Source organism: Ramlibacter sp. (assembly GCF_028292805.1).
GTDB lineage: Bacteria > Pseudomonadota > Gammaproteobacteria > Burkholderiales > Burkholderiaceae_C > Ramlibacter.
Genome location: NZ_JAQGLS010000138.1, coordinates 15935 through 36549, shown reverse-complemented (window position 1 = coordinate 36549; position 20615 = coordinate 15935). Strand labels below are relative to the sequence as shown.

The following is a 20615-nucleotide window of genomic DNA, read 5'->3' as shown; positions in this document are numbered from 1 at the left end:
TGGTTGCCGTGGAACGATACGTTGGGGTAGATCGTGCCGACGAAGGGAATCAGGCGGCTCTGCTCGGCGCCCAGGCGTTCCCTGCGCCTGGTGTGCGCTTCACGGAAGTACTCCGCCACCACCGGGTTGTTCTGGTACGTGTTCAGGAACTCCCAGTCCTCGGGCATGATCGCGCTGTGCACGCCATGGCCGGCGGGGAAGTTGGCCCAGACGTGCTGGGCCTTGTCCATCTCGTTGTCACGCCGACCCTTCACGCCCGCCTCGGCGCTCGGGCCGATGCCGATCAGGTCGACCGAGCGGTGGCTGACATTGTGGTAGGTGTCGCCCAGGAAGTTCTCGGCGGCGAACTTCCAGTTGCACGGGATGATCCATTTGTGCACGCCCACCAGCACTTCCGAGCCGCCTTCGCGGCCGTCGCGGCAATCCAGCGCCAAGTCGAGGTGCAGCTTGGCGTCGCCAAGGTAGGTCATCAGGTCGGGAGCGTCCTTGTCCCACGAAGCCCAGACAGTGCCCTTATAGACCTCCATCTTGGGAGGCTCGATCAGCGACCACTCTTGCTTTTCCATGCAGCCCTCGTACAGCTGCTTGAACTGCGGCACGCCGAACAACTTGCCGTCGGTGGTGTAGCTCCAGCTGTGGTAGGGACAGGTGAACAGCTGCGTGTTGCCGTGATCGTACTGGCACACCTTCATGCCGCGGTGGCGGCATGAGTTCAGGAAGACGTGGACCTTCTTCTTCTTGTCGCGCGCCAGGATCACCGACTCGGCCCCCATGCGCGAGGTGAAGAAGTCGCCCGGGTTGGGCACCTGGCTCTCGTGGCCGACGAACAGCCACGCGCGGGTGAAGACCTTCTCAAGTTCCTCCGCGTAGATCTCCTTGTCGGAGAAGATCTCGCGGCTGATCTTGCCTTCGCGCAGCTTGATCATCGCGTTGTAGCGGGATTCGGTGGTGATCGGGATCATGCGTTTCTCTCTTCGGATCAATGTGGGTCAGGCAAAGCGTTCGCAGAGGACGTCGCCACGCTTGAGCCCGGCGGCCTCGGCCGCCCTGCGGCCGGCCTCCACCATCGGCGGCGGGCCGCACAGGTACACGCGGGTGGTCGGGTCCAGGCCGAGGTGGCCAATCAGCTCCGTGGCATAGCCGGCGTGGCAGCCCGGTTGCGCCTCCTGCTCCACGGCGATCTGCAAGTGGACGTCGTTGAGCTGCTCGCCCAGGTTGTTCAGCTCATCGAGTGCGAACAGGTGGCCCGGCGTGCGTGCGCCGATCAGAAGGGTCGTTCGGTGCGGTGGCGGATGTCCGGCCATGGAGCGCAGCATCGATAGAAAAGGAGCGACGCCCGTGCCGCCGGCGACGAACAGGCGCGGCCGCGCCTCGTCGCGCAGGAAGAACGTGCCGTGTGGCGCGCTCAGCTCCACCCGGTCGCCAGGCTTGGCGCCACCCAGCCACTCGGAGAACGCTCCACCCGGCACCAGGCGTACGAAAAATTCCAGGCGCTCGGATCCGGGGGCATTGGCCATCGAGTACGAGCGGTGAAAATCGGCACCGGCAGGCGTGATGCGAACGTACTGGCCGGGTTCGAAGACGACGGCTTCCGTAGCCTTCAGCTCGACGCGAAAGGTTTCGCTGGCTACCTGTTCCACCGCCGTCACTTGCGCGGAAACCGGCGCCGGCTCGTCGCTCATGGCTTCCGTGGAGTCGTAAGGCAACTCGATCGCACACGCCGAGTTGATGCGGCAGACACACGGCAGGACGGTGCCGGAGGCGCGGTCGTCGTCGGGGAGGACGGCGGGGTCGTAGTCATCCAGGTCCACCGACCCCGACACCAGCTGCGCGGTGCAGGTTCCGCATTGCCCGTTGGAGCAGTCGGTCAGCAGGTTCAACCCCGCTTCGATGGCCGCCTCGACCAGGTTGCCGCCGCGCGGAACAGCGAGCCGGTGGGACACGCCATCGGCGAACAGGAGCGTGACGGGAATGACGGGACGAGTCACCTTGATCCTCAGCGTTAGTCCGCTTGTCGGACATGAAATCCATTGTACGGACTTTTAACCTGCGTGGTCAATCTGTCCGCATGGTGGACATAATGACGATCCCAACTGAATCCCCGGATCAATGGCTACCGTCGAAAAGAACGAGAACGTGCGCGCCGTGGGGCGCGCACTCGAAATCCTGCTTGCCTTCACCGAGGACGATCCCGAGCTCTCCGCCGGCGCGCTGCTCAAGCGGGTCGACCTGTCGCGGCCCACCCTGTACCGGCTGCTGTACACGCTGGAGGAGAGCGGCTTCCTGGTGTCCGTGGGCGAGCCGCAGCGCTTCCGCCTCGGGCCGGCCGTGGCGAAGCTATCGCATGTGTGGAAATCCACCTTGGATGTGGGCGCGGTGGCCGAGCCGGTGCTGCGCCGCATCTGGCAGGCAACCAGCGAAACCGTGGCGCTGCATGTCCTGCAGGGCAACATGCGCGTCTGCGTGGCGGAACTCCCCAGCCCCCAGCCGCTGAACTTCAAGCGCGGCGTCGGGCACACGGAACGCATCGTGCGGGGCGCCACCGGCCGCGCCATCCTCGCGTACCTGGAGCCCACCCGCGAGCAACTCCGCGTCTGCGCGCAAGGCACCGATCTCGACCTCAAGGAGCTCGAGTCGGAACTGAGCGCCACCCGCAAGCGCGGCTACTCCACCAGCCGCAGCGAACTGATCCCCGGCGCGGTTGCCGTCGCCGCGCCGTTCTTCGACAGCAATGGTCGTGTCGCGGGCTCCATTGGCGTCTTCGGGCCGGAGGTCCGGCTCGACGCCGGGCGCCAGAAGGCCATCGCCAACCTCATTCTCGAGGAGTCGCTCAAGCTTTCGGAGGCCCTCGGGTTCGGCAAGCCAGGAAAACCAGCGAGATAGGCGGCGTAGTCCGCACTACGGACTACACATCCGAAATTTGACGTGGATCAATCTCCGCTCATAAGATGGACAGGCGATCCGCGGTATGGACAACGACCGACCTCGATCTTCGTCAAAATTTGCAGGAGACATCCGCATGCTTCATGGCCTTTCTTCCGCCCGCCGCAGACTGCGCGCCATCTACCGTGTCGTAGCCGCCGCAGCGCTCACGGCCCTCGCGCTGCACGCCCCGCAGGCAGCCGCGCAGGCCTACCCTGACAAGCCGGTGAAGATCGTCGTCGGCTTCGCGCCCGGCGGCACCAACGACATCCTGGCGCGCCTGATCGCCCAGAAACTGCAGGAGAAGCTCAAGCAGAGCTTCATCGTGGAGAACAAGCCGGGTGCGAACTCATCGATCGGCAACGATTCTGTCGCCAAGGCCAGCCCCGACGGCTACACCCTGCTTGTGTCCTCCAGCGGCGGGCTCACGACCAACCCGGTGTTGATGAAGAATCTGCCGTATGACCCGGTCAAGGACTTTGAACCCATCGCGATGCTCGGATCGTTTCCCCTAGTTGTCACGGTGAACGCCACGCTGCCGGTGAAGAACCTGGCCGAACTGGTGCAGTTCTCGAAGACGTCGAAGGACGGCAGGCTGGACCACGGCACCCCGAGCACCTCGTTTGTGCTGGTCGCTGAAACGCTGGCCGCTGCGGCCGGCGTGAAGTTCAACCACATCTTGTATAAGGGCTCGGGCCCGGTGGTGACCGGCCTCCTTGGTGGCGAGATCCAGGTGGGCGTCCTGGACAGCCCGGCGGTCGTGGCCCAGGTCAGGGGCGGCAAGCTCAAGGCGCTGGCCGTGACCACCGGCAAGCGCTCGGCTGCCCTGCCCGACGTGCCGACCGTCGCCGAGTCCGGCTACGCCGGCTACGACATCCCGATCTGGACCGCGCTGATGGCGCCCAAGGGTACGCCGGAGCCCGTGCTGGTCAAGCTGCGCGCGACCGTCGCCGAGATCTTGAAGGAGAAGGAGACCGTCGAAAAGATGCGCGGCTTCGGCCTGGATCCGGGCGACGCCGACTCGGCCGCGCTCGGCCGCCGCATCGCGAGCGACATCACGCGTTGGACCGCGGTCGCAAAGGCGGCCAACATCAAGCCCGAGTAAGGCGCGAAGCACGCTGCACTCCGCCGGCGACGCGGCGTGCCGGGGCAAGACTCACATGCATCAATCCAGCAGCTCGCCCTTGGCGCTGCGGTGGCGCTCGCCGGCTTCGCCACCAGCAGCGATGTCGGCCGGCGCGCCACGCCGCCTGCAGCGGCGAGAACCTTCGGCACCGCGCAGCCTTGCAAGGCCCTCGGAGCGTCAGTGCGACCACAAAGTCGTCAGCGCCGGTGTCCGGCGGGCGACGGCGGCGACCGGCGCAGTCCCAGCCCTGCCGGAGCATTGCGAAGTGATTGGCGCCATCGACGAGCGCACCGGCACCGACGGCCAGCCCCGACGCGATCAAGTTTCATCTCCGCCTGCCCATGGGCCAGGCATGGAACGGCCGCCTCGTCTTCAGTGGCGACGGCGATTCGAACGGCAGCCTCGGCGATGCCTTGAGCGTAAACGGAACGGGCACGACACCGCTGGCGGGCGGCTGGGCCAATCTCTAGCAGGATGCCGGCCACGACAACAGCATCAACAACATTCCGGAGCTTAAAAGCCATAACCACCAACCGGGCTGGCAAGACAGCCATCGTGACCGGGGCCGCTTCCGCCATTGCCGCCGCCACCGCCGAACTTTTTTTCCCGCAAGGGCGTGAACGTGGTGCTTGCCGACATCCCGCAGGCTCGACTGGACACCTTCGCAACCCGCTTGCTGAGGATGGCCTGCACGTGGCACGACGGCAGTGCGACGTCTCCGACCCGCAGTCGGTGCATGAGCTCGCCGACTGCGTGCAAGCGACGTTCGGCAACATTCACCTTGCGTTCAACAACGAGGGCGTCGCCACACTCGACGTGCAGGGCTCGTCCACCGACCCAGGGCAAGCCGTGCTGCGGTTTCGCAAGTTCGCCAGTGAAGGCGACTTGGGCGTCGCCAGCCCGATGACCGGCACGCAGTGGGAGACCGTCCGCCCGCTGGCCAACCGGCTCCAGATGCCCGCCTTCAGCGTCAACGCGACCAAGCCGGGAATCACCGTCAACCCTTGAACCATTCGCCTGCAAGCGCCCGATGACACTCTGCTGCCCAAGGGCGTGAAGGAGTTGCATCGCTGCCGCGCACGGCTCAAAGCGCCCGCAGGTGATCGCGGCAGAGCCTGTCGGCGCTCACGCATCCGAGCAGTGCCAGGCTCGTCGCGATCTCGGCGCGCAGGATCTGGATGGCAGCCTCGACGCCGCGCTGGCCAGCCACCGAAGCCGCATAGAGCATCGGACGGCCGACAAAGACCATCCGCGCGCCCAGCGCCAGCGCCTTGAGCACGTCGGTTCCGCGCCGCACGCCTCCGTCGATGCAGACCGGCATGGCGCCGGCCGCTTCGACCGCTTGCGGCAACACGTCGAGCGGCGCCACCGCGCCATCGAGTTGCCGCCCGCCGTGGTTGGAGAGGATGACGGCGTCAGCGCCCGCTTCAGCAGCCCGGCCAACGTCTGCCGGCGACAGGACCCCCTTCAGCACCAGCCTGCCGTGCCAGAGCCTGCGGGCCAGCCGCACGTGATCCCAGGTGAACCGGTCGCGGTGCTGCCGCGCCACTGGCGACGGCGCGGCGATGATCGGGCGCGCCGGACCTTCTGCCGAAAAGTTCGGCAGCAGCGGCACGCCGTCGGCCAGGAGGGTCCGCACGAAGGTGCCCGCCAGCCAGCGCGGATGCATCAGGCCGTCAATGGCCAGGCGCAGCGTCGGCCGCAGCGGCACCGAAAACCCCAGCCTTCGATCGCGATCGCGGTTCGACGCGACCGGCACATCGACCGTCAGCACCAGGACTTCCACCTTCGCGGCCTTCAGGCGCGCCAGCAGTGAGGTGATGGGTCCTTCTTCGCCTGGCATGTAGCCTTGGTACCAGGTCGCCGGCGCCACCTCCAGCACGCGCTCCAGCGGTGTACTCGACGCGGCGCTGAGCACGAACGGAACCCGCTGTGCGTGGGCAGCGGCTGCCAGCGCCTCGTCCGCGCGATGGGCAAACAGCGCGCAGCCACCCATGGGCGCGACGCCGACGGGTGATGCGTAGCGCCTGCCGAACAACGAACAGTCCTGCCGAATGTTCGAAACGTCAACGAGGGTTTGTGGCATGAACCCCCAGCGCTGGTACGCCTGCGCATTGGCGTGGACCGAGGCCCCTCGCTCCGAGCCGTTCGCGGCGAACCCGTAGAGGCAGCGAGGCAGGCGCTTGCGCGCCACTGCCTCGAAATCATCCAGCGCGAAGATCACGGGGCAACCTCAAGCGACGATCACCTCCACCAGCCTCGGGCCCGCATGGCCCAGCGCATCGGCAAGGGCGGCGGCGAGGTCTCCCGGCTGGTCGACCCGCTCGGCGGGACAGCCATGCCCTTGCGCGAGGGCGACAAAGTCCAATCCGGGCAAGTCGGTGCCGGGCAGGTGCGCACCGGCCGGAAAGCCGAGCACACCGCCAAAGCGCTTCATCGCCCCGTACTTGCGGTTGTTCAGCACCAGGTAGGTGACGTTCAGGTTGAACTGCACCGCCGTCCACAAGGTCTGGATCGCGTACATGCTCGATCCGTCCCCGATGAGCCCGATGACCTTGCGACCAGGCAGCGCCATCGCGATACCTGCCGCGGCCGGCATGCCGTACCCGAGCCCGCCACTGGCCATCGTGAAGAACGACCTCGGCCGGACCATCGGCAGGTAGGCTTGCATGTGGATCCGTGCCGTCGGCGCTTCCTCGACGACGATGTCGTCGGGGCCTCGCAGTCCGGCCAGTGTCTGCAGCACGTAAGCCTGGGTCATGGGGTCGCTCGCTTCGGCCAGCGGCACAGGGGGGCGCAGGGCAGGCAGCGTCCTTCGTGGCGGCTGCGACGTGGCGAGCAGGTCGCGCAATGACAGGCCGAGTCCTCCGACCACCGCCACGCCCAATGGTGCACGGGCGGCGGCGTTCGCGTCTTCCGTCAGGTGGTACACGGACGCCTGCGGCGGCACGTGCGGGCCTTCGCCTTCCACGTGATAGGTGAAGAGCGGGGCCCCGATGACGAACACGAGGTCGTAGCCGGCAAGCTTCTGCACGATCTGCGCACGGACCGCCGGCAGGAAACCCATGAACTGCGGGTGGTCCTCCGGAAAACCCGCGCGCGCCGACATCGGCGCGTTGAACACCGCTGCCCCATGGGCTTCGGCCAGCCCGACCATGTCGTCCCACGCGCCGTCGCGGTCTACCTCGGCGCCGACGACGAATGCCGGTCGCTCGCAGGCGTCGAGTGCGGCGGCCACTTCGGCCAGCACGGTCGGGTCGGGCCTGTTGCTGCGGCTGACCGTGCGCTGAGCGGGCCGGCTTGCAAAGCGATCCCAGTCATCCGAGGGGACCGACACCAGCACCGGCCCGCAAGGCGCCTGCAGCGCCCGGTAGCAGGCCGTGGCGATAGCCTGCGGCACGTCTTCGGCACGGCCCGGCTCGATGCTCCACTTGACGTACGGCTTTGGCAGCTCGGTGGCCTCTTCGGATGCGAGGTAGGGATCGAACGGCAGGATGGACCGCGCCTGCTGCCCGGCGATGATCACCAGCGGCGAGCGGTTCTTGAATGCGGTGTGCAGGTTTCCCATGGCGTTGCCCACGCCGGCCGCCGAATGCAGGTTGAGGAAGGCGACCTTGCCGCTCACCTGCGCGTAGCCGTCGGCCATGCCGACAACGACGGCTTCCTGCAGTCCCAGCACGTACTGGAAGTCCGCAGGGAAATCCCGGAACATCGGCAGTTCCGTGGACCCGGGATTGCCGAAGATCGTGGTGGCCCCGAACGCACGCATTACGTCGAAGACGGCGTCGCGGACGGTGGATTGGCGTGCAGCGTCGGCGGAGGCCGGCAGCAGAATGTCGGACAGGTTCATACGGCTTGGGTACGGTGGACGAACTTTGTGTGCAGGTAACCTTCCAGCCCTTCTTCACCGCTTTCGTAGCCGTAGCCACTGTCCCCGACGCCACCGAACGGCGCCTCGGCCACGGTGGCGATGGTGCTGTTGATCGCTACGCTACCCACGCGCAGTCCGTCGACCATCTGGCGCTGCAGGCGAGCCGAGTCCGTGAACACGTAGGAGCCCAGTCCGAAGCGCGTGGCGTTCGCCATCTGCAAAGCTTCGGCCGGCATGTCGAAGGAGCGAATCAAGGCGATCGGGCCGAACGGCTCGTCGCGCATCGCGCGCGCATCGAGCTCCACATCGGCAAAAACCGTGGGCGAGAAGAAATAGCCACGCTCCAGGACACGGGAACCTCCCGCGACCAAGGTCGCCTTGGCTTTAGTCGCCTCGACGAGTTCACTGATGGCACTGACACGGCGCGCGTTGGCCAGCGGGCCCATCTCGGTGCGCTCGTCCAGTCCGTCGCCCACCTGCAGCTTCGCCGCGGCTTGGGCGAATCGATCAACGAAGCGGCCATAGACTGCTTTCTGCACGAAGAACCGGGTCGGCGCATGACAAAGCTGGCCCGCATTGCGGAACTTCGCAGCGACGAGCTGCCGCACGCACGCATCGACGTCCACGTCGTCGAAAACGATCACGGGCGAATGGCCGCCGAGCTCCAGCGTCATACGTTTCAGCCCGCCGGCGGCAAGCCGCGCAAGCTGCTGGCCGACACCGACCGAGCCGGTGAACGAAACCTTGCGGATGATGTCCGATGCGATCAGCTGCTCGGAGATCGCCTGCGGAATTCCGAACACCAGGTTGATGACACCCGGGGGCACGCCGGCCTCGATGAAGCACTCGACCATCTTGGCCACGGCAGCCGGGGTTTCTTCGGGCGGCTTGATGATGCAGGAGCAGCCGGCGGCCAGCGCCCCGCCGATCTTGCGTGCCGCCAGGATCAGAGGAACGTTCCAGGGGGACAGCAGCAGGCAGGGCCCGACCGGCTCCTTGCGCACCTCGTAGTCGGTGTCCTCAGCCGGTCCAGGCAGGATCCGCCCATAGGCGCGGCGAGCCTGCTCCGCGTACCACTGCACCATGCCGGCCGCGACGTCCACTTCCGAGCGGGCCTGCGCGAGCGGCTTGCCCTGCTCCAGCGTGAGGCAGTACGCGACTTCCTCGCGGCGCGACCGCAGGATCTCCATTCCGCGCAACAGGATTCGCTGCCGTTCGGCTGCGGGCGTCTTGCGCCAGACCGCGAACCCTTGTTCGACGGCAACGAGTGCCGCCTCGAGGTCCTGCGCGGATGCATGCCGCAGTTCGGCCATCACCTCCTCGGTGGCGGGGTTGATGATCGGGTTGCTCGTCTGAGCCGACCCGGTGCGCCATTCGCCCCCGATGTAGAGACGCGGCGCGCGATAGGACGCTGCCGGATTGCTTTGCATGGTCACTCAGATTTGATGTTTTTCTGTTTTGCGAGAGCCGTCCAGGACTGGATCTCGCGGCCGATCTGCTGGGCAAAAGCTTCCGACGAACTGGAAGCAGGTTCGAGTCCGAGCTGCTCCATGCTCTTGACGCTTTCGGCATTGGCGACTGCCTTGGCTGTTTCGCGCTCCAGCAGCTTGATGATCGGGGCCGGGGTGCCGGCCGGCGCGAACAGGCCGATCCAGAACTTGATCTGCAGATCGACGCCCTGCTCCTTCAGCGTAGGCACATTGGCATAGGCGCCCATCCGCTGTTCCGACGTCACGGCGATGCCGCGCAGCAGGTTGCCCTTGATGGCACCTGCAGCGGGGCCCGGATCGAGCATGCTGAAGGTGATCTGGCCGGAGGCCACCGCCTGCGTGGAGTCGGCGCTGCCCTTATACGGCACGTGCTCCGCGACGATTCCAGTGCGCTCCTTGAGCAGTTCGGACGCCAGCCGGAAGGTGGAGGAGCTCGACGCGTAGTTGGCGAGCTTCGGGTTCTCCCTGGTGTACTTCACCAGATCGGCGATGGTTTGCAGCCCGGAGTCCGCCTTCACCGAAACGATCAGCGGGAAGTTGGCCACCAGGGAGATCGGGATGAAGTCTTTCTGCGGCGAATACGGCAGGCTCTGGTAGGTCGCGGGATTGATCACGATCGGACCGCTCGCGCCGATCATCAGGGTGTATCCATCGGGCGGCGCCTTGGCGGTCACGACGGCGCCCACGATCGCGCCGGTACTGGGGCGGTTTTCGACAGTGACCGGTTGGCCAAGGCTTTCCTGGAGCCGCTTGGCGACGATTCGTGCAACCACGTCGTTGGAGCCGCCAGGCGTGTAGCCGACGATCAGCTTGATGGGCCTGCTGGGGTAAACAGGATCCTGTGCGTGGGCGCCCATCGCGCAGGCAAAAAGAAGCAGCGCGGGAACGGCGTTGCGGATCATGGCCAGTCTCCTGATAGTTTGTTCCCCAGTATTGGCACGCAAGGTATTCCCTGGGAAATGACTAATTGGTCTAATCCATACCTTTAACTGTATATCTGATCTCATGGACTGGACCAATCGACTCAGGCTGCGCCAGCTGCAAGTGCTGCAGAGCCTCGCCGCCACGCAGAACATCAGCCGCTCGGCCGAGCAGCTGCACATGACGCAGCCGGCGCTGTCGAAATGGCTGAAAGAGCTGGAGACCGACATCGGCCTGCCCCTGTTCGAGCGGCACGCCCGCGGTCTGCGGCCCACGGACTACGGCCGCACGCTGATCCAATTCGCGGAGCGAATCGGCAACGAACTCGACCGTGCCCGCGACGAGATGGGGGCCCTGCGCAGCGGCAGCAGCGGCCGCGCCGTGGTGGGGGCCTCCGGCGCGGCGGTCGCCAGCGTGGTGCCGCGGGCCGTCCTGAACCTGCTGACCACGATGCCACAAGCAAATATCGAGCTGCTCGAGGCCCCGATGGACCGCCTGTACCAGCAACTGCTCCAACGCGAGCTCGACGTGGCGGTGGGCCGGGCATCTCCCCGCTACCAGGACGCCGACATCCTCAGCGAGGCCTTGTACCAGGAGCGCATGCATTTCGCCGTACGCCCCAATCACCCGCTGGCAGCGCGGCGCAACCTGCGCTGGGATGACCTGCTGTCGCAGCGCTGGGTGGTGTGGACCCGCGACATCCCGTCGCGCGAGCTGCTCGAGACATCGCTCACTGCCGCAGGCGTGGCCATCCCGCGCCACAGCGTGCAGTCGAACTCCGTGCTCGCCACCATCGCACTGGTGGCCGACAGCGACATGGTCGCGGTCGTGTCGGAACGCGCCATCGAATTGCCGGAGCGCCACAAGGTCCTGCGCCGGCTGCCACTGAAGATCGATACGCAGAGCGCCGTCACCATGTACTGGCGCAGGGACGCCGTGTACTCGGCGGCGGTCGAGGGCCTGCTGGCCGCGCTGCGGGCGGCCGCGCGCCGGCCCGCCGCAACATCGAGGTGATCGCCTGCGCCCTAGCCTACAGGGGGCCGCTGCTCACTCGCCCCGAGGAGCCGGCCCAGCACCTCGGCCAGCTTGATGGCCTTGTAGTCTTCGCCGTGACCGGTGGTGATCTGCAAGCCCACCGGCAGCCCCGATGCGGTGAAGCCGGCGGGGACCACCACCGCATTCCAGTCGCGCCCCTGCAGCCAGCCTGAATCGCGCCAGAACTGTGCGCACGCGTGCGCACAGACCGCCGCGGGCGGACGCTGAGTGGACCGCTGCCGGCAAGCGCCCGCACCTGGATCCGGCAAGCCCGTTCGAGAAAGAACATTTCCTTGAAGGCATGGGCGACAGTCCTCCCGATGGTCAAGAGGCCGTGGTTGCGCAGAATCAGCACGTTCTTGGCACCGAGATCGCGCACCGGCCGGGCTGTCCGGCCCGTCGAAAGGGCAATGCCTTCGAAGTCATGGAAGGCCGTGCGCCGGTAAGCGCATGACGTGCTGCAAGCGCGGCAGCACGCCGCCTTGCTGCGCCGCTACGGCAACGCCGGGGTCGGTGTGGGTGTGCAAGACGCAACCCGCGTCGGACGCGCCAAATGGATCGCGCCGTGCACGATGAACGCGGCGGGAGGCATGACCGCAGCATGGAATTCTTGCCATGACCCGGGTAATGAGCAATCGCGCTGACCCATATCCTGTGCGACATGTCTCCGGCAGAACGCTTGCGCAACGCGTACATACCGTCGCTCGCATGAATTCGGCCGCAACTTTCATTCCACGTGCGGCGGCAGGTCGGGAAGGATCGCGCGCATGAAGCACTCGGTCGTAGTGGTCGGCGCCAGCCCAGCGCCAAGCCCGTGCTACTTAAACGATCTCCAGGCAGCGGCCGACGCCGGACACAACTCGTAGGCGAACGGCATCGTCAGCCAGCTCCGCCTGGTCGTTGGTCAGGATGGGGATGTGACGAACGCGTGCCATGGAGGGTTCTCTTACTCGGCCTTCGCGCCAGTCGCCTTGATGACCGCACCCCAGCGCGGGATCTCCGCCCTGATCCACCCGCCAAACTGCTCGGGCGTGGTGGCCACCACATCGAACTCCATGTCATGCAGCCGTTGCGTGATCTCCGGCGAGTTCAGGATCTTGACGATCTCGCGGTGATAGCGGTCGATGATCGGCTTGGGCGTGCCGGCGGTGGTCAGGAACCCGATCCACGAGGTCGCCTCGAAGTCCTTGTAGCCCAGTTCGATGAGCGTCGGCACGTCCGGCGTGCTGGCGAACCGCTTCGTGCCGCTGGAAGCCAGGAGCTTGAGCTTGCCTTCCTTGGCGAATTGCTGAACGTTGCCCGGCACCATGAAGGCCGCATGCACGTTGCCTGCCACCAGATCCACAACGGCCGGGCCCGCACCACGGTAGGGAATATGCGTCATGCGCACGTTGGCGGCCATCTTGAACATCTCCATGGTGAGATGCGAGGCACTGCCCATGGCGATGGAGGCGTAGGAATACTTGGCCGGGGCCGCCTTGGCCTTGGCAACGAGATCGCGCACGCTGGTGATGCCCGTCGCGGTGTTCACCACCAGGTACTGCGGGGACTTCACGGCCAGCGTGATGGGAGCGAGGTCCTTCACCGGGTCGTACGGCATCTTGTCGAACAGCGTGGCGTTGATCGCCATCGGGCCGTTGTAACCGATCAGCAGCGTGTGCCCATCGGGTGCTGCCTTGGCGACCATGTCCGCGCCAATGTTGCCGCCGGCTCCCGGTTTGTTCTCGACGATCACCGGCTGGCCGATGGCCTCCTGCAGTTTCGGCGCCACCAGGCGGGCCACCACGTCATTGGTGCTGCCGACGATGGGAACGATGATGCGCACGGGCTTGCTGGGCGCCCATTCCTGCGCCTGTGCGGGCGTTCCGATGCACAAGGCTGCGGCAGTCAGTACGAGGGCGGCCCTGCGATTGATCTTGCTCATGACACGTGTCTCCTTGCTTTGTTGTCTCTGCTTGCGGCCGGCCGCAATGGCGCCGCCCTCACTTGATGTGGAGGCCACCGTCCACCATCGGGGGGGTGCCGGTGATGAACGAGGCCTCGTCGGATGCCAACCAGCAGATCGGGCATGCGATCTCCATGGGGTCCGCACAAGGCCCCAGCAGCGAGGTGTCCCGCCGCTGCGTCTTGAGCCGTCCATGCTGTCCCGCCAGCGCGCGTGCGATTCACATGAAAATCCGTGGGCGTCGAACCCGGGAAAATGGCATTCACGCGCTCGCCATGGCTGCTCTCTTCGAGCGCCAGCGTGCGAGTCATGGCCAGCATCGCGGCCTCGGTCGCGTCGTCGAGGCCCATGCCCTTGCGGCCGGTGACGGTGTCGCAGGCCGGGACGTTGACGATCGCGCCACGTCTCGATCGGCGCGACAGCGGCAAGACCGCGCGGCAGTAGTTCGCGCTGCCGATCATGTTGACGCCGACCATGGCCTGCCACGCTTCGGGCGTGGCATCGGACAGTGCGCCGTAGTTGCGCATCGCGGCGTTGTTCACCAACACGTCGAGCCGTCCGAGCACTTCTTCGCAGCGCGCCGCGGCTCGCTGCGCTGCTGCGGCGTCGGCGACATCGGCGGCGACGAACTCCACGCGCGCGGCCGGCCGGCCGTCCAGCACGGCCTTCGCGGTGCGCGCCAATGCGCCGGAACCTACGTCGACCAGCATCATGCCGGCCCCTTCGGAACACAACAGCTGCGCGGTGGCGGCGCCGATGCCGGCGCCACCGCCGGTGACGAGCGCCACCCTGCCGCCAGCCGCGTGCCTGCCGCAGTGCTCACAGCGTGTAGACCGGCTGGGTGGTGGCGTCGCGAAGGTGCTCCTTCGCCCATTCCTGCGGCTTCTGGTCGCGCGGCAGCAGCACGCCCGCCGAGCGCACCGCCTGCGAGGCGGCAGCGAGTGCCGGCGGCTCGAGGCCCTGCTCCAGGTTCTCCGCTGCCTCGTACAGCATGCGGCGGGCCATGACGATGGCGCGGTCGCTGGGCAGCAGCTTCTCGGCATCGTGGTCCTGGATCGGGCCCATGCTTTCCTGCAGCGAAGCGTCCTGCGCCGCGAAGCCTAACACGCCGCTGAACGAACGCCGCTCCTTCTGCGCGACGCGGTCGATCAGGTAGTCGTTGTCCTTGTTCTGCTTCGGCCGGAACGTGCCGCCCGGCACGTCGGCGCCGGGTTCATACTCGCAGTGGACCCCCTTGCCGTCCTGCAGATGCTGCATTTCCTCGCCGCTCAGCGGCTTGGTGGGATGGAAATTGATGCTCCAGGCCCAGCAGTGCTCGTCGTCGATCGGCACCCACACGTGGCCCCCAAGCGCGTGGTCGCCGAACGGGGGGATCAGGGTAAACCACGGGAACATGAACTGAGTGACGCGCCAGTAATAGGAATCGGGCTCGCCCATGCGACGGCCGAACAGCGTGAGTCCCCCTTCGTGGCGCTCGACCTCGAAGGTGACGTTGCCGTCCTTCTTGATGTATTCGTTGGCCTTCGTGCCTTGGTGAAACGGGTCATCATCGACCTCGAACTTGTGCACAAACGACACGTGGCTGGTGTCGATGCCTCCTTCCATGGCCTGCATGAAGTTGCATTCCTGCAGCCGCTTCGACACGAAAACATGGCTCGCCGGCAGGTTGGCCCACTCGACGCCAGGCAGCTCGGGTTGCTTGTCGGGAGGGCCCATGTAAGCCCACACAATGCCGGCGCGCTCCACGCAGGGGTAGCCCTTGATCGACATCTTCTCGCACATTTGCGGCGCCTGCGGCACGTCGACGCACTTGCCACGGATGTCGAACTTCAGGCCGTGGTACGAACAGCGAATGCCGCCGTCTTCGTTGCGCCCGAAGTAGAGCGACACGCCGCGGTGCGAGCAGAACTCGCTGATCAAGCCCGCGCGGCCTTCGGAATCACGGAACGCCAGAAGTTTCTCGCCCAGGATCTGCACGCGCACCTGGGCACCGTCGGGCTCCACGATCTCGCTGCTCAGGAGGATCGGCACCCAATAGCGGCGCAGCAGGTTGCCGGTGGGGGTGCCGGGGCCCGTGCGCACCAGCGTTTTCATCATCTCGTTGACCGCCATTTTTTGTCCGTACTACGAATCGATTGTTCATTCTACGGACATGGCATTCATCGAGTCAAGTCACGTAACTTTCCCCCAAAGCCAGGGTCAGCTTGGCGGCCCGAGACCGAAGGTACCGTTCGAACTCATGCACACGCTGGGCCGTCGACCGGACGCCGGGCTCGAACGCGGCCAGCGATCCTGCGACTTGGCCGGCACCGTCGAAGAACGGGCGGCCACGGCATACGCACCCTGGATCGCTTCCTTATGACCCATGGCATAGCCACGCTCTCGCGTCATTGAGATCTCGCCGCGACTCCAGGCCAGGTCGACGTGCGTCCGGCGGCGCAGGACTCAAGTTGGCACGGGCCGGGCGCCACGAGGCCAAGATGGCCCGGCCGCCCGCGCCACGGATTAGCCGTCCGTTGTAGCCGACCTCGCGTCGGAGACTCAGCGGTTGGTGGCTCTGCATTTCGGCCACGCACAGCCGCATGTCACCCCGTGCCACGAACAGCGCGACGGTTTCCTGGGTGAACTCTCACGCTTCCAGCGCCAGCCGCGACGGCCAGTTGCTGCCACACCGCTGGCAGCCGCAGCCGGGCTGCTAACCTTGACGGATGGTTACCCGCAAAATCGGCACCGGGCGCCGAACCGCCCCACAGCGCATCTATCAACTGCAGGTCCTCTTGGCGGACATCGAGCCGGCCATTTGGCGCCGGCTATGGGTCCCGGACACGCTGACACTGGCAAAGCTGGACCGGGTGATCCAGGCCGCCATGGGCTGGAACAACAGCCATCTGCACGACTTCCGTATCGAGGGTCGCCGCTTCGGAATCCGCAACGACGAATGGGGCCTCGACGGCAACCTGCTCGAAGACAAACGGTTCCAGCTCGGCGACGTGCTCGGTGATGAAGTGCAGGAGTTCGAGTACATCTACGACTTCGGCGACGACTGGAGGCACCTGGTGAAAATCGAACAGGTGCTGCAGCCGCAGGAAGACGTGAACACCTGGCCGATGTGCTTGGCTGGCGCCAACGCATGCCCGCCCGAAGACGTCGGCGGCACGCCGGGGTACATGGACTTCCTGCACGCCATGCGGGACACAGCGCACGAAGAGCACGGAGCGATGTGGCTGTGGTGGGGTGGGCCGTTTGATCCCAACGGCTTCGACTTGAATGCAGCGAACCTCGCGATACGAAAATTGCGCTGACCTGCACCGCTCAAGCTGGGATGCCCAGCCGCTCGGGCCGACGAGTACCGGGATGAGTCCCAACGCAAGCCCCTGGCTTTGGCCGCCGTGCCGCCACAGCTCTGGGCTGGTGGCTCATGACCCAACTGCCGGAAGCAGTGCCGCATCTGGAAGCCGGTGCTCACGGCACTTTCCCATCTCCGCGGCCGAGGCCCTCATGGAGAAACCTTGGGTCAGGCACTCGCCACGCTCCAAAATCTCAGACGCCCAGCGGTCGCCGCAGGGCCAAATTCGACGGCCTTGCCGTAGGAACAGCACCACCGCCAGGCTCTTTGACTAACACTTTGATGTGCCTGCAGTTTCTGCAGTTTTCCGGCGAGAAAAGCAAAAAGCCCGGCCTCCTTGCGGAAACCGGGCTTTCATACTCTTGGTCGGCGTGGCGGGATTCGAACTCGCGACCCCTTGCACCCCATGCAAGTGCGCTACCAGGCTGCGCTACACGCCGAAGCCCGCGATTATAGCTGGCGCGCGGGCCGCTTGCGCCAATCAGTGCGCCGAGCTCAACAAATCGCGGATCTCGAACAGCTCGCGGCGCAAGAACTGGAGCTTTTGCGTCATCTCGTCGCCGCCGCCATCGAGCACCGAATCGCCAAAGCCGCTGTCGAGCCCGGTGTCGTCGCCTTCGATCACTTCCACGCCTTCGAGCATGACCTCGCCGTTGCGCCTGCGGTCGCGCTCGCCCTGCACGATCTCCTGCAGCTTGTTGCGCGCGCCGCTGATCGTGAAGCCCTGGTCGTACAGCAGATCGCGGATGCGCCGGATCATCAGCACCTCGTGGTGCTGGTAGTAGCGCCGGTTGCCGCGCCGCTTCATGGGCCGCAGCTGGGTGAACTCCTGCTCCCAATACCGTAGCACGTGAGGCTTGACGCCACACAGCTCGCTGACCTCACCGATGGTGAAGTAGCGCTTGGCCGGGATGGCCGGGAGGGCTTTCTCCATTGAAATCAATCTACTAGGAGAGAAAGCTGCAAGGTTACTCTAAGAGGCCGCAGCTGCAAAGCGCGGCCGGCCGCCAGCGGGCCCACGTTGCTTTTTGTGACGATGGATGGGGGCGACCCTGGGTCTACAGCGCCCCGTCAATGCGGCCCCCGAGCCGCACTCCCTGCAGCGGTTGCGCCATCGCAGAGTGGATGCCTGGCCAAGTCCGGGATGAGCCCGTCAGGCTGCCTCGGCCGCAGTGCCCGGCCCCTGGATCTGTTCCTTGAGCTTGTGGCTGGCATGGAACGTCACCACGCGTCGGGCGCCGATCGGGATTGCCTCGCCAGTGCGAGGGTTGCGTCCGGGCCGCGGCGCCTTGGTGCGGATCTGGAAGTTGCCGAAGCCGGAAATCTTGACGTCCTGGCCGTCCACCAGGCTGGTGGCGATCAGGTCGAAGAAAGCATCGATCATGTCCTTGGACTCGCGCTTGTTCAAGCCGATCTGCTCGAACAGGAGTTCGGCCAGCTGGGCCTTCGTCAACGCCGGGGTCTCCAGGCTTTCGACGGCAAACTCCATGGTGTCCTCTTCCTTCACTGCTCTTGTTGTTGTTGTCAGGTCGTCCACCCGTCACCCCCTCAGGCGGCCGCCGAGCTGGATCGTGATGCGCTCCAGGATGGCCCGCACTGCAGCCTCGATCTGGTCGTCGGTCAGTGTGGCTGCGGCACTGCCCAGCGTCAAGCGCACTGCCAGGCTTTTCTCCCCGGCATGGAGGCCGCCGGCGGCATGCTGCGGCTTGTACACGTCGAACAGCATCGCGTCGCGCAGCAGCCCGGTGTCGGCGGCACGGATGGCGCGCAGCAGGGCGTCGTGCGTCACGCTGTCGGCCACGATGACGGCGATGTCACGCTCGGCCGGCTGGAACTTCGGCACCGGCTCGAAGGCAGGGATGCGGCGGGCAGCGACGGCGTCCAGATCGATCTCGAACAGCAGCGGCGTGTGCGGCAGTTCCCACTGCTGGCGCCAGCGCGGATGCAGCTCTCCGATCACGCCGACCTCGTGGCCGTCGATGCGCACCGCCGCGCAACGCCCGGGATGCATCGCCGGATGCGCGAAGGGCACGAACTCGGCCTGCAGCGGCGCCAGCAGCGCCTGCACGTCGCCCTTGAGGTCGTAGAAGTCGACGGCGCCGGCCTTGCGCGCCCACTGCAGTCCGTCGGCGGCGCCGTAGGCCAGGCCTGCCACCTTCATCGGCTGGTGCACGCCATGCACGGTGCGGTCGGTGGTCGGCACCGAGGCATCACGCAGGAACACCCGGCCCAGCTCGAACACGCGCACCCTCTCGGCCTTGCGGTCCAGGTTGAACTTGAGCACCTGCAGCAGCGAGCCGAGCAGCGAGGAGCGCATCACGCTCATCTGGCTGGCGATGGGATTGAGCAGCTTGATCGGATCGGGGTTGCCGGCCAGCTCCCGTTCCCAGTGCGCCTCGACGAATCTGAAGTTGATCGTCTCCTGGTAGCCCAGGGCCGCCAGCAGGCGGCGGATCGCAAATCGGCCGCGGCGGTTTTCCGGCGGAAGCTTGGCCGTGATGGGTGCCAGCGGCGGCGTGGTCGGCAGCTGGTCGTAGCCGATGATCCGCACCACCTCCTCGATCAGGTCTTCCTCGATGGCGAGGTCGAAGCGGTAAGGCGGCGGCGTGACCGTCACCACCCCGTCGGCGGCGCTCGCCGGCAGGCCCAGCCGGCGGAACGCGTCCAGGCACTGGGCCTCGGTCACCGGCATGCCGATCACCTTGGCAGCGCGGGCGACGCGCAGTTGCACCGGCTGGCGCTCGGGCTGGCGCAGCACCTGGTCGTCCATGGGGCCGGCTTCGCCGCCGCAGATCTCGATCACCAGGCGGGTGACGTGCTCGATGTGGGCAACCGTCAGGCTGGGGTCGACGCCGCGCTCGAAGCGGTGGCCGGCGTCGGTGGAGAAGTTGTAGCGGCGCGAGCGGCCTTGCACCGCTTGCGGCCACCAGAACGCGGCTTCGACGTAGACGTTGCGGGTGTCGTCGGAGACGGCCGTGCCGTCGCCGCCCATGATGCCGGCCAGCGACTCCACCTGGGCGTCGTCGGCGATCACGCCGACCTTCTCGTCCACCGTGATCGTCGTGCCATTGAGCAGCTTGAGCTGCTCGCCGGGACGGCCCCAGCGCACGTCGAGGCCGCCGTGGATCTTGTCCAGGTCAAAGATGTGCGAGGGCCGGCCGAACTCGAACATCACGTAGTTGGAGATGTCCACCAGCGCGGTGACGCTGCGCTGGCCGCAACCGGCCAGGCGTTCCACCATCCACTGGGGCGTCTTCGCCCTGGTGTCGACGTTGCGGATCACGCGGCCCGAAAAACGCCCGCACAGGTCGGGCGCGCTGACGGTGACCTTGAGCCTGGCGTCATTCCTGGTCGGCACCGGCGCGAATTCCGGCTGCTGCAGCGGCGCACCGGTCAGCGCAGACAGCTCGCGCGCCACGCCGTACACGCTGAGCGCATGGGCCAGGTTGGGCGTGAGCTTGAGCGTGAAGACGTGGTCATCGAGCTTGAGCACGTCGCGCACGTTGGCCCCGATCGGCGTGTCCGCCGCCAGCTCCAGCAGGCCGCCGTGGTCTTCGCTCAGCTTCAATTCGCGCGCCGAGCACAGCATGCCCTGGCTCTCGACGCCGCGCAGCAAGCCCCGCTTGATGGCGAACGGCTTGCCGTCCTCGCCCGGCGGCAGTTCGGCGCCGACCAGCGCGGTCGGCACGCGGATGCCGACGCGCGCATTGGGCGCGCCGCAGACGATGCTGAGCAAGGCGCCCCGCCCCACGTCCACCTGGCACACGCGCAGGCGGTCGGCGTTGGGGTGCTGGACGGCTTCCTTGATCTCGCCGACCACGACCAGGCTGAACGGCGGTGCCAGCGGGCGCAGGTCCTCCACCTCCAGCCCACCCATGGTGAGCACGTCGGCGATCTCTTGCGTGGACAGCGGCGGGTTGCAGAACGCGCGCAACCAGGACTCGGGGAATTGCATGAAC

19 protein-coding genes, 1 tRNA gene and 2 pseudogenes are annotated in these 20615 nt (G+C 66.4%); 6 read left to right on the top strand and 16 right to left on the bottom strand.

Annotation, left to right across the window (positions count from 1 at the left end; genetic code table 11):
- Together JWP65_RS08165 and JWP65_RS08160 are read right to left on the bottom strand one after the other, a co-directional pair.
- A partial coding sequence (locus tag JWP65_RS08165; RefSeq protein WP_299762562.1) for a Rieske 2Fe-2S domain-containing protein occupies positions 1-962 on the bottom strand: 962 nt, incomplete at its 3' end.
- A gap of 27 nt (positions 963-989) precedes the next feature.
- The gene (locus JWP65_RS08160; protein ID WP_299762559.1) at positions 990-1988 is read right to left on the bottom strand and encodes a 2Fe-2S iron-sulfur cluster binding domain-containing protein; all 999 of its coding nucleotides are present in this window, start codon (positions 1986-1988) and stop codon (positions 990-992) included.
- A 148-nt stretch (positions 1989-2136) separates the two neighbouring features.
- Here JWP65_RS08160 and JWP65_RS08155 point away from each other — a divergent pair, with 148 nt between their 5' ends.
- The 4 genes from JWP65_RS08155 to JWP65_RS08140 all read left to right on the top strand — a co-directional run bounded on the left by JWP65_RS08155 (position 2137) and on the right by JWP65_RS08140 (position 5056).
- On the top strand, positions 2137-2883 hold the full coding sequence (locus JWP65_RS08155) for an IclR family transcriptional regulator (RefSeq protein WP_299762556.1): 747 nt from the start codon (positions 2137-2139) through the stop codon (positions 2881-2883).
- A gap of 85 nt (positions 2884-2968) precedes the next feature.
- On the top strand, positions 2969-4027 hold the full coding sequence (locus JWP65_RS08150) for a tripartite tricarboxylate transporter substrate binding protein (protein ID WP_299762553.1): 1059 nt from the start codon (positions 2969-2971) through the stop codon (positions 4025-4027).
- Positions 4028-4317: 290 nt separating this feature from the next.
- Positions 4318-4518 carry a hypothetical protein gene (locus tag JWP65_RS08145; protein WP_299762550.1) on the top strand — a complete coding sequence of 67 codons (201 nt, stop codon included), beginning with the start codon at positions 4318-4320 and terminating at the stop codon, positions 4516-4518.
- Between the two features lie 4 nt (positions 4519-4522).
- A complete protein-coding gene (locus tag JWP65_RS08140; protein WP_299762547.1) occupies positions 4523-5056 on the top strand; it encodes an SDR family NAD(P)-dependent oxidoreductase in 534 nt (177 codons plus the stop codon).
- A gap of 76 nt (positions 5057-5132) precedes the next feature.
- Here JWP65_RS08140 and JWP65_RS08135 read toward each other — a convergent pair whose 3' ends face one another.
- The 4 genes from JWP65_RS08135 to JWP65_RS08120 are packed head-to-tail and all read right to left on the bottom strand — an operon-like array spanning position 5133 to position 10311.
- On the bottom strand, positions 5133-6272 hold the full coding sequence (locus JWP65_RS08135; RefSeq protein ID WP_299762545.1) for an alpha-hydroxy acid oxidase: 1140 nt from the start codon (positions 6270-6272) through the stop codon (positions 5133-5135).
- A 9-nt stretch (positions 6273-6281) separates the two neighbouring features.
- Complete coding sequence (gene mdlC / locus JWP65_RS08130) at positions 6282-7898, bottom strand: benzoylformate decarboxylase (protein ID WP_299762542.1); 1617 nt, start codon at positions 7896-7898, stop codon at positions 6282-6284.
- Positions 7895-9349 carry an NAD-dependent succinate-semialdehyde dehydrogenase gene (locus JWP65_RS08125; protein WP_299762539.1) on the bottom strand — a complete coding sequence of 485 codons (1455 nt, stop codon included), beginning with the start codon at positions 9347-9349 and terminating at the stop codon, positions 7895-7897. Before JWP65_RS08125 ends, mdlC begins: the two co-directional genes overlap by 4 nt.
- Positions 9350-9351: 2 nt before the next feature.
- Positions 9352-10311 carry a tripartite tricarboxylate transporter substrate binding protein gene (locus JWP65_RS08120; protein ID WP_299762536.1) on the bottom strand — a complete coding sequence of 320 codons (960 nt, stop codon included), beginning with the start codon at positions 10309-10311 and terminating at the stop codon, positions 9352-9354.
- Between the two features lie 103 nt (positions 10312-10414).
- Here JWP65_RS08120 and JWP65_RS08115 point away from each other — a divergent pair, with 103 nt between their 5' ends.
- On the top strand, positions 10415-11344 hold the full coding sequence (locus tag JWP65_RS08115; RefSeq protein ID WP_299762533.1) for a LysR family transcriptional regulator: 930 nt from the start codon (positions 10415-10417) through the stop codon (positions 11342-11344).
- Positions 11345-11355: 11 nt separating this feature from the next.
- Here JWP65_RS08115 and JWP65_RS08110 read toward each other — a convergent pair whose 3' ends face one another.
- The 6 genes and pseudogenes from JWP65_RS08110 to JWP65_RS08090 form a co-directional block, all read right to left on the bottom strand.
- Entirely contained in the window at positions 11356-11502 is a 147-nt protein-coding gene (locus tag JWP65_RS08110; protein ID WP_299762530.1) for a hypothetical protein, read from the bottom strand.
- Positions 11503-11630: 128 nt separating this feature from the next.
- A pseudogene (locus JWP65_RS20105) lies at positions 11631-11744 on the bottom strand (class II aldolase/adducin family protein); the annotation flags it as partial.
- Between the two features lie 567 nt (positions 11745-12311).
- Positions 12312-13289 (bottom strand): tripartite tricarboxylate transporter substrate binding protein, encoded by a 978-nt coding sequence (locus tag JWP65_RS08105; protein ID WP_299762527.1) that lies wholly within the window; start codon positions 13287-13289, stop codon positions 12312-12314.
- Positions 13290-13347: 58 nt separating this feature from the next.
- Positions 13348-13446, bottom strand: a complete 99-nt coding sequence (locus tag JWP65_RS08100; RefSeq protein WP_299762570.1) for an SDR family oxidoreductase — start codon at positions 13444-13446, stop codon at positions 13348-13350.
- A gap of 139 nt (positions 13447-13585) precedes the next feature.
- Positions 13586-14098, bottom strand: a pseudogene (locus JWP65_RS08095) (SDR family NAD(P)-dependent oxidoreductase); the annotation flags it as partial.
- Positions 14099-14129: 31 nt separating this feature from the next.
- On the bottom strand, positions 14130-15422 hold the full coding sequence (locus JWP65_RS08090; protein ID WP_299762524.1) for a Rieske 2Fe-2S domain-containing protein: 1293 nt from the start codon (positions 15420-15422) through the stop codon (positions 14130-14132).
- Between the two features lie 596 nt (positions 15423-16018).
- Between JWP65_RS08090 and JWP65_RS08085 the strand changes: the two genes are divergently transcribed.
- Entirely contained in the window at positions 16019-16612 is a 594-nt protein-coding gene (locus JWP65_RS08085; protein ID WP_299762521.1) for a plasmid pRiA4b ORF-3 family protein, read from the top strand.
- A gap of 407 nt (positions 16613-17019) precedes the next feature.
- Here JWP65_RS08085 and JWP65_RS08080 read toward each other — a convergent pair.
- The 4 genes from JWP65_RS08080 to pheT all read right to left on the bottom strand — a co-directional run bounded on the left by JWP65_RS08080 (position 17020) and on the right by pheT (position 20611).
- Positions 17020-17096, bottom strand: a tRNA-Pro gene (locus JWP65_RS08080).
- A 41-nt stretch (positions 17097-17137) separates the two neighbouring features.
- Positions 17138-17590 carry a MerR family transcriptional regulator gene (locus JWP65_RS08075; RefSeq protein ID WP_299762518.1) on the bottom strand — a complete coding sequence of 151 codons (453 nt, stop codon included), beginning with the start codon at positions 17588-17590 and terminating at the stop codon, positions 17138-17140.
- A 219-nt stretch (positions 17591-17809) separates the two neighbouring features.
- Positions 17810-18163, bottom strand: coding sequence for an integration host factor subunit alpha (locus JWP65_RS08070; RefSeq protein WP_299762515.1), 354 nt, complete (start codon positions 18161-18163; stop codon positions 17810-17812).
- A gap of 33 nt (positions 18164-18196) precedes the next feature.
- A complete protein-coding gene (gene pheT, locus JWP65_RS08065; RefSeq protein WP_299762512.1) occupies positions 18197-20611 on the bottom strand; it encodes a phenylalanine--tRNA ligase subunit beta in 2415 nt (804 codons plus the stop codon).
- Positions 20612-20615: the final 4 nt, after the last annotated feature.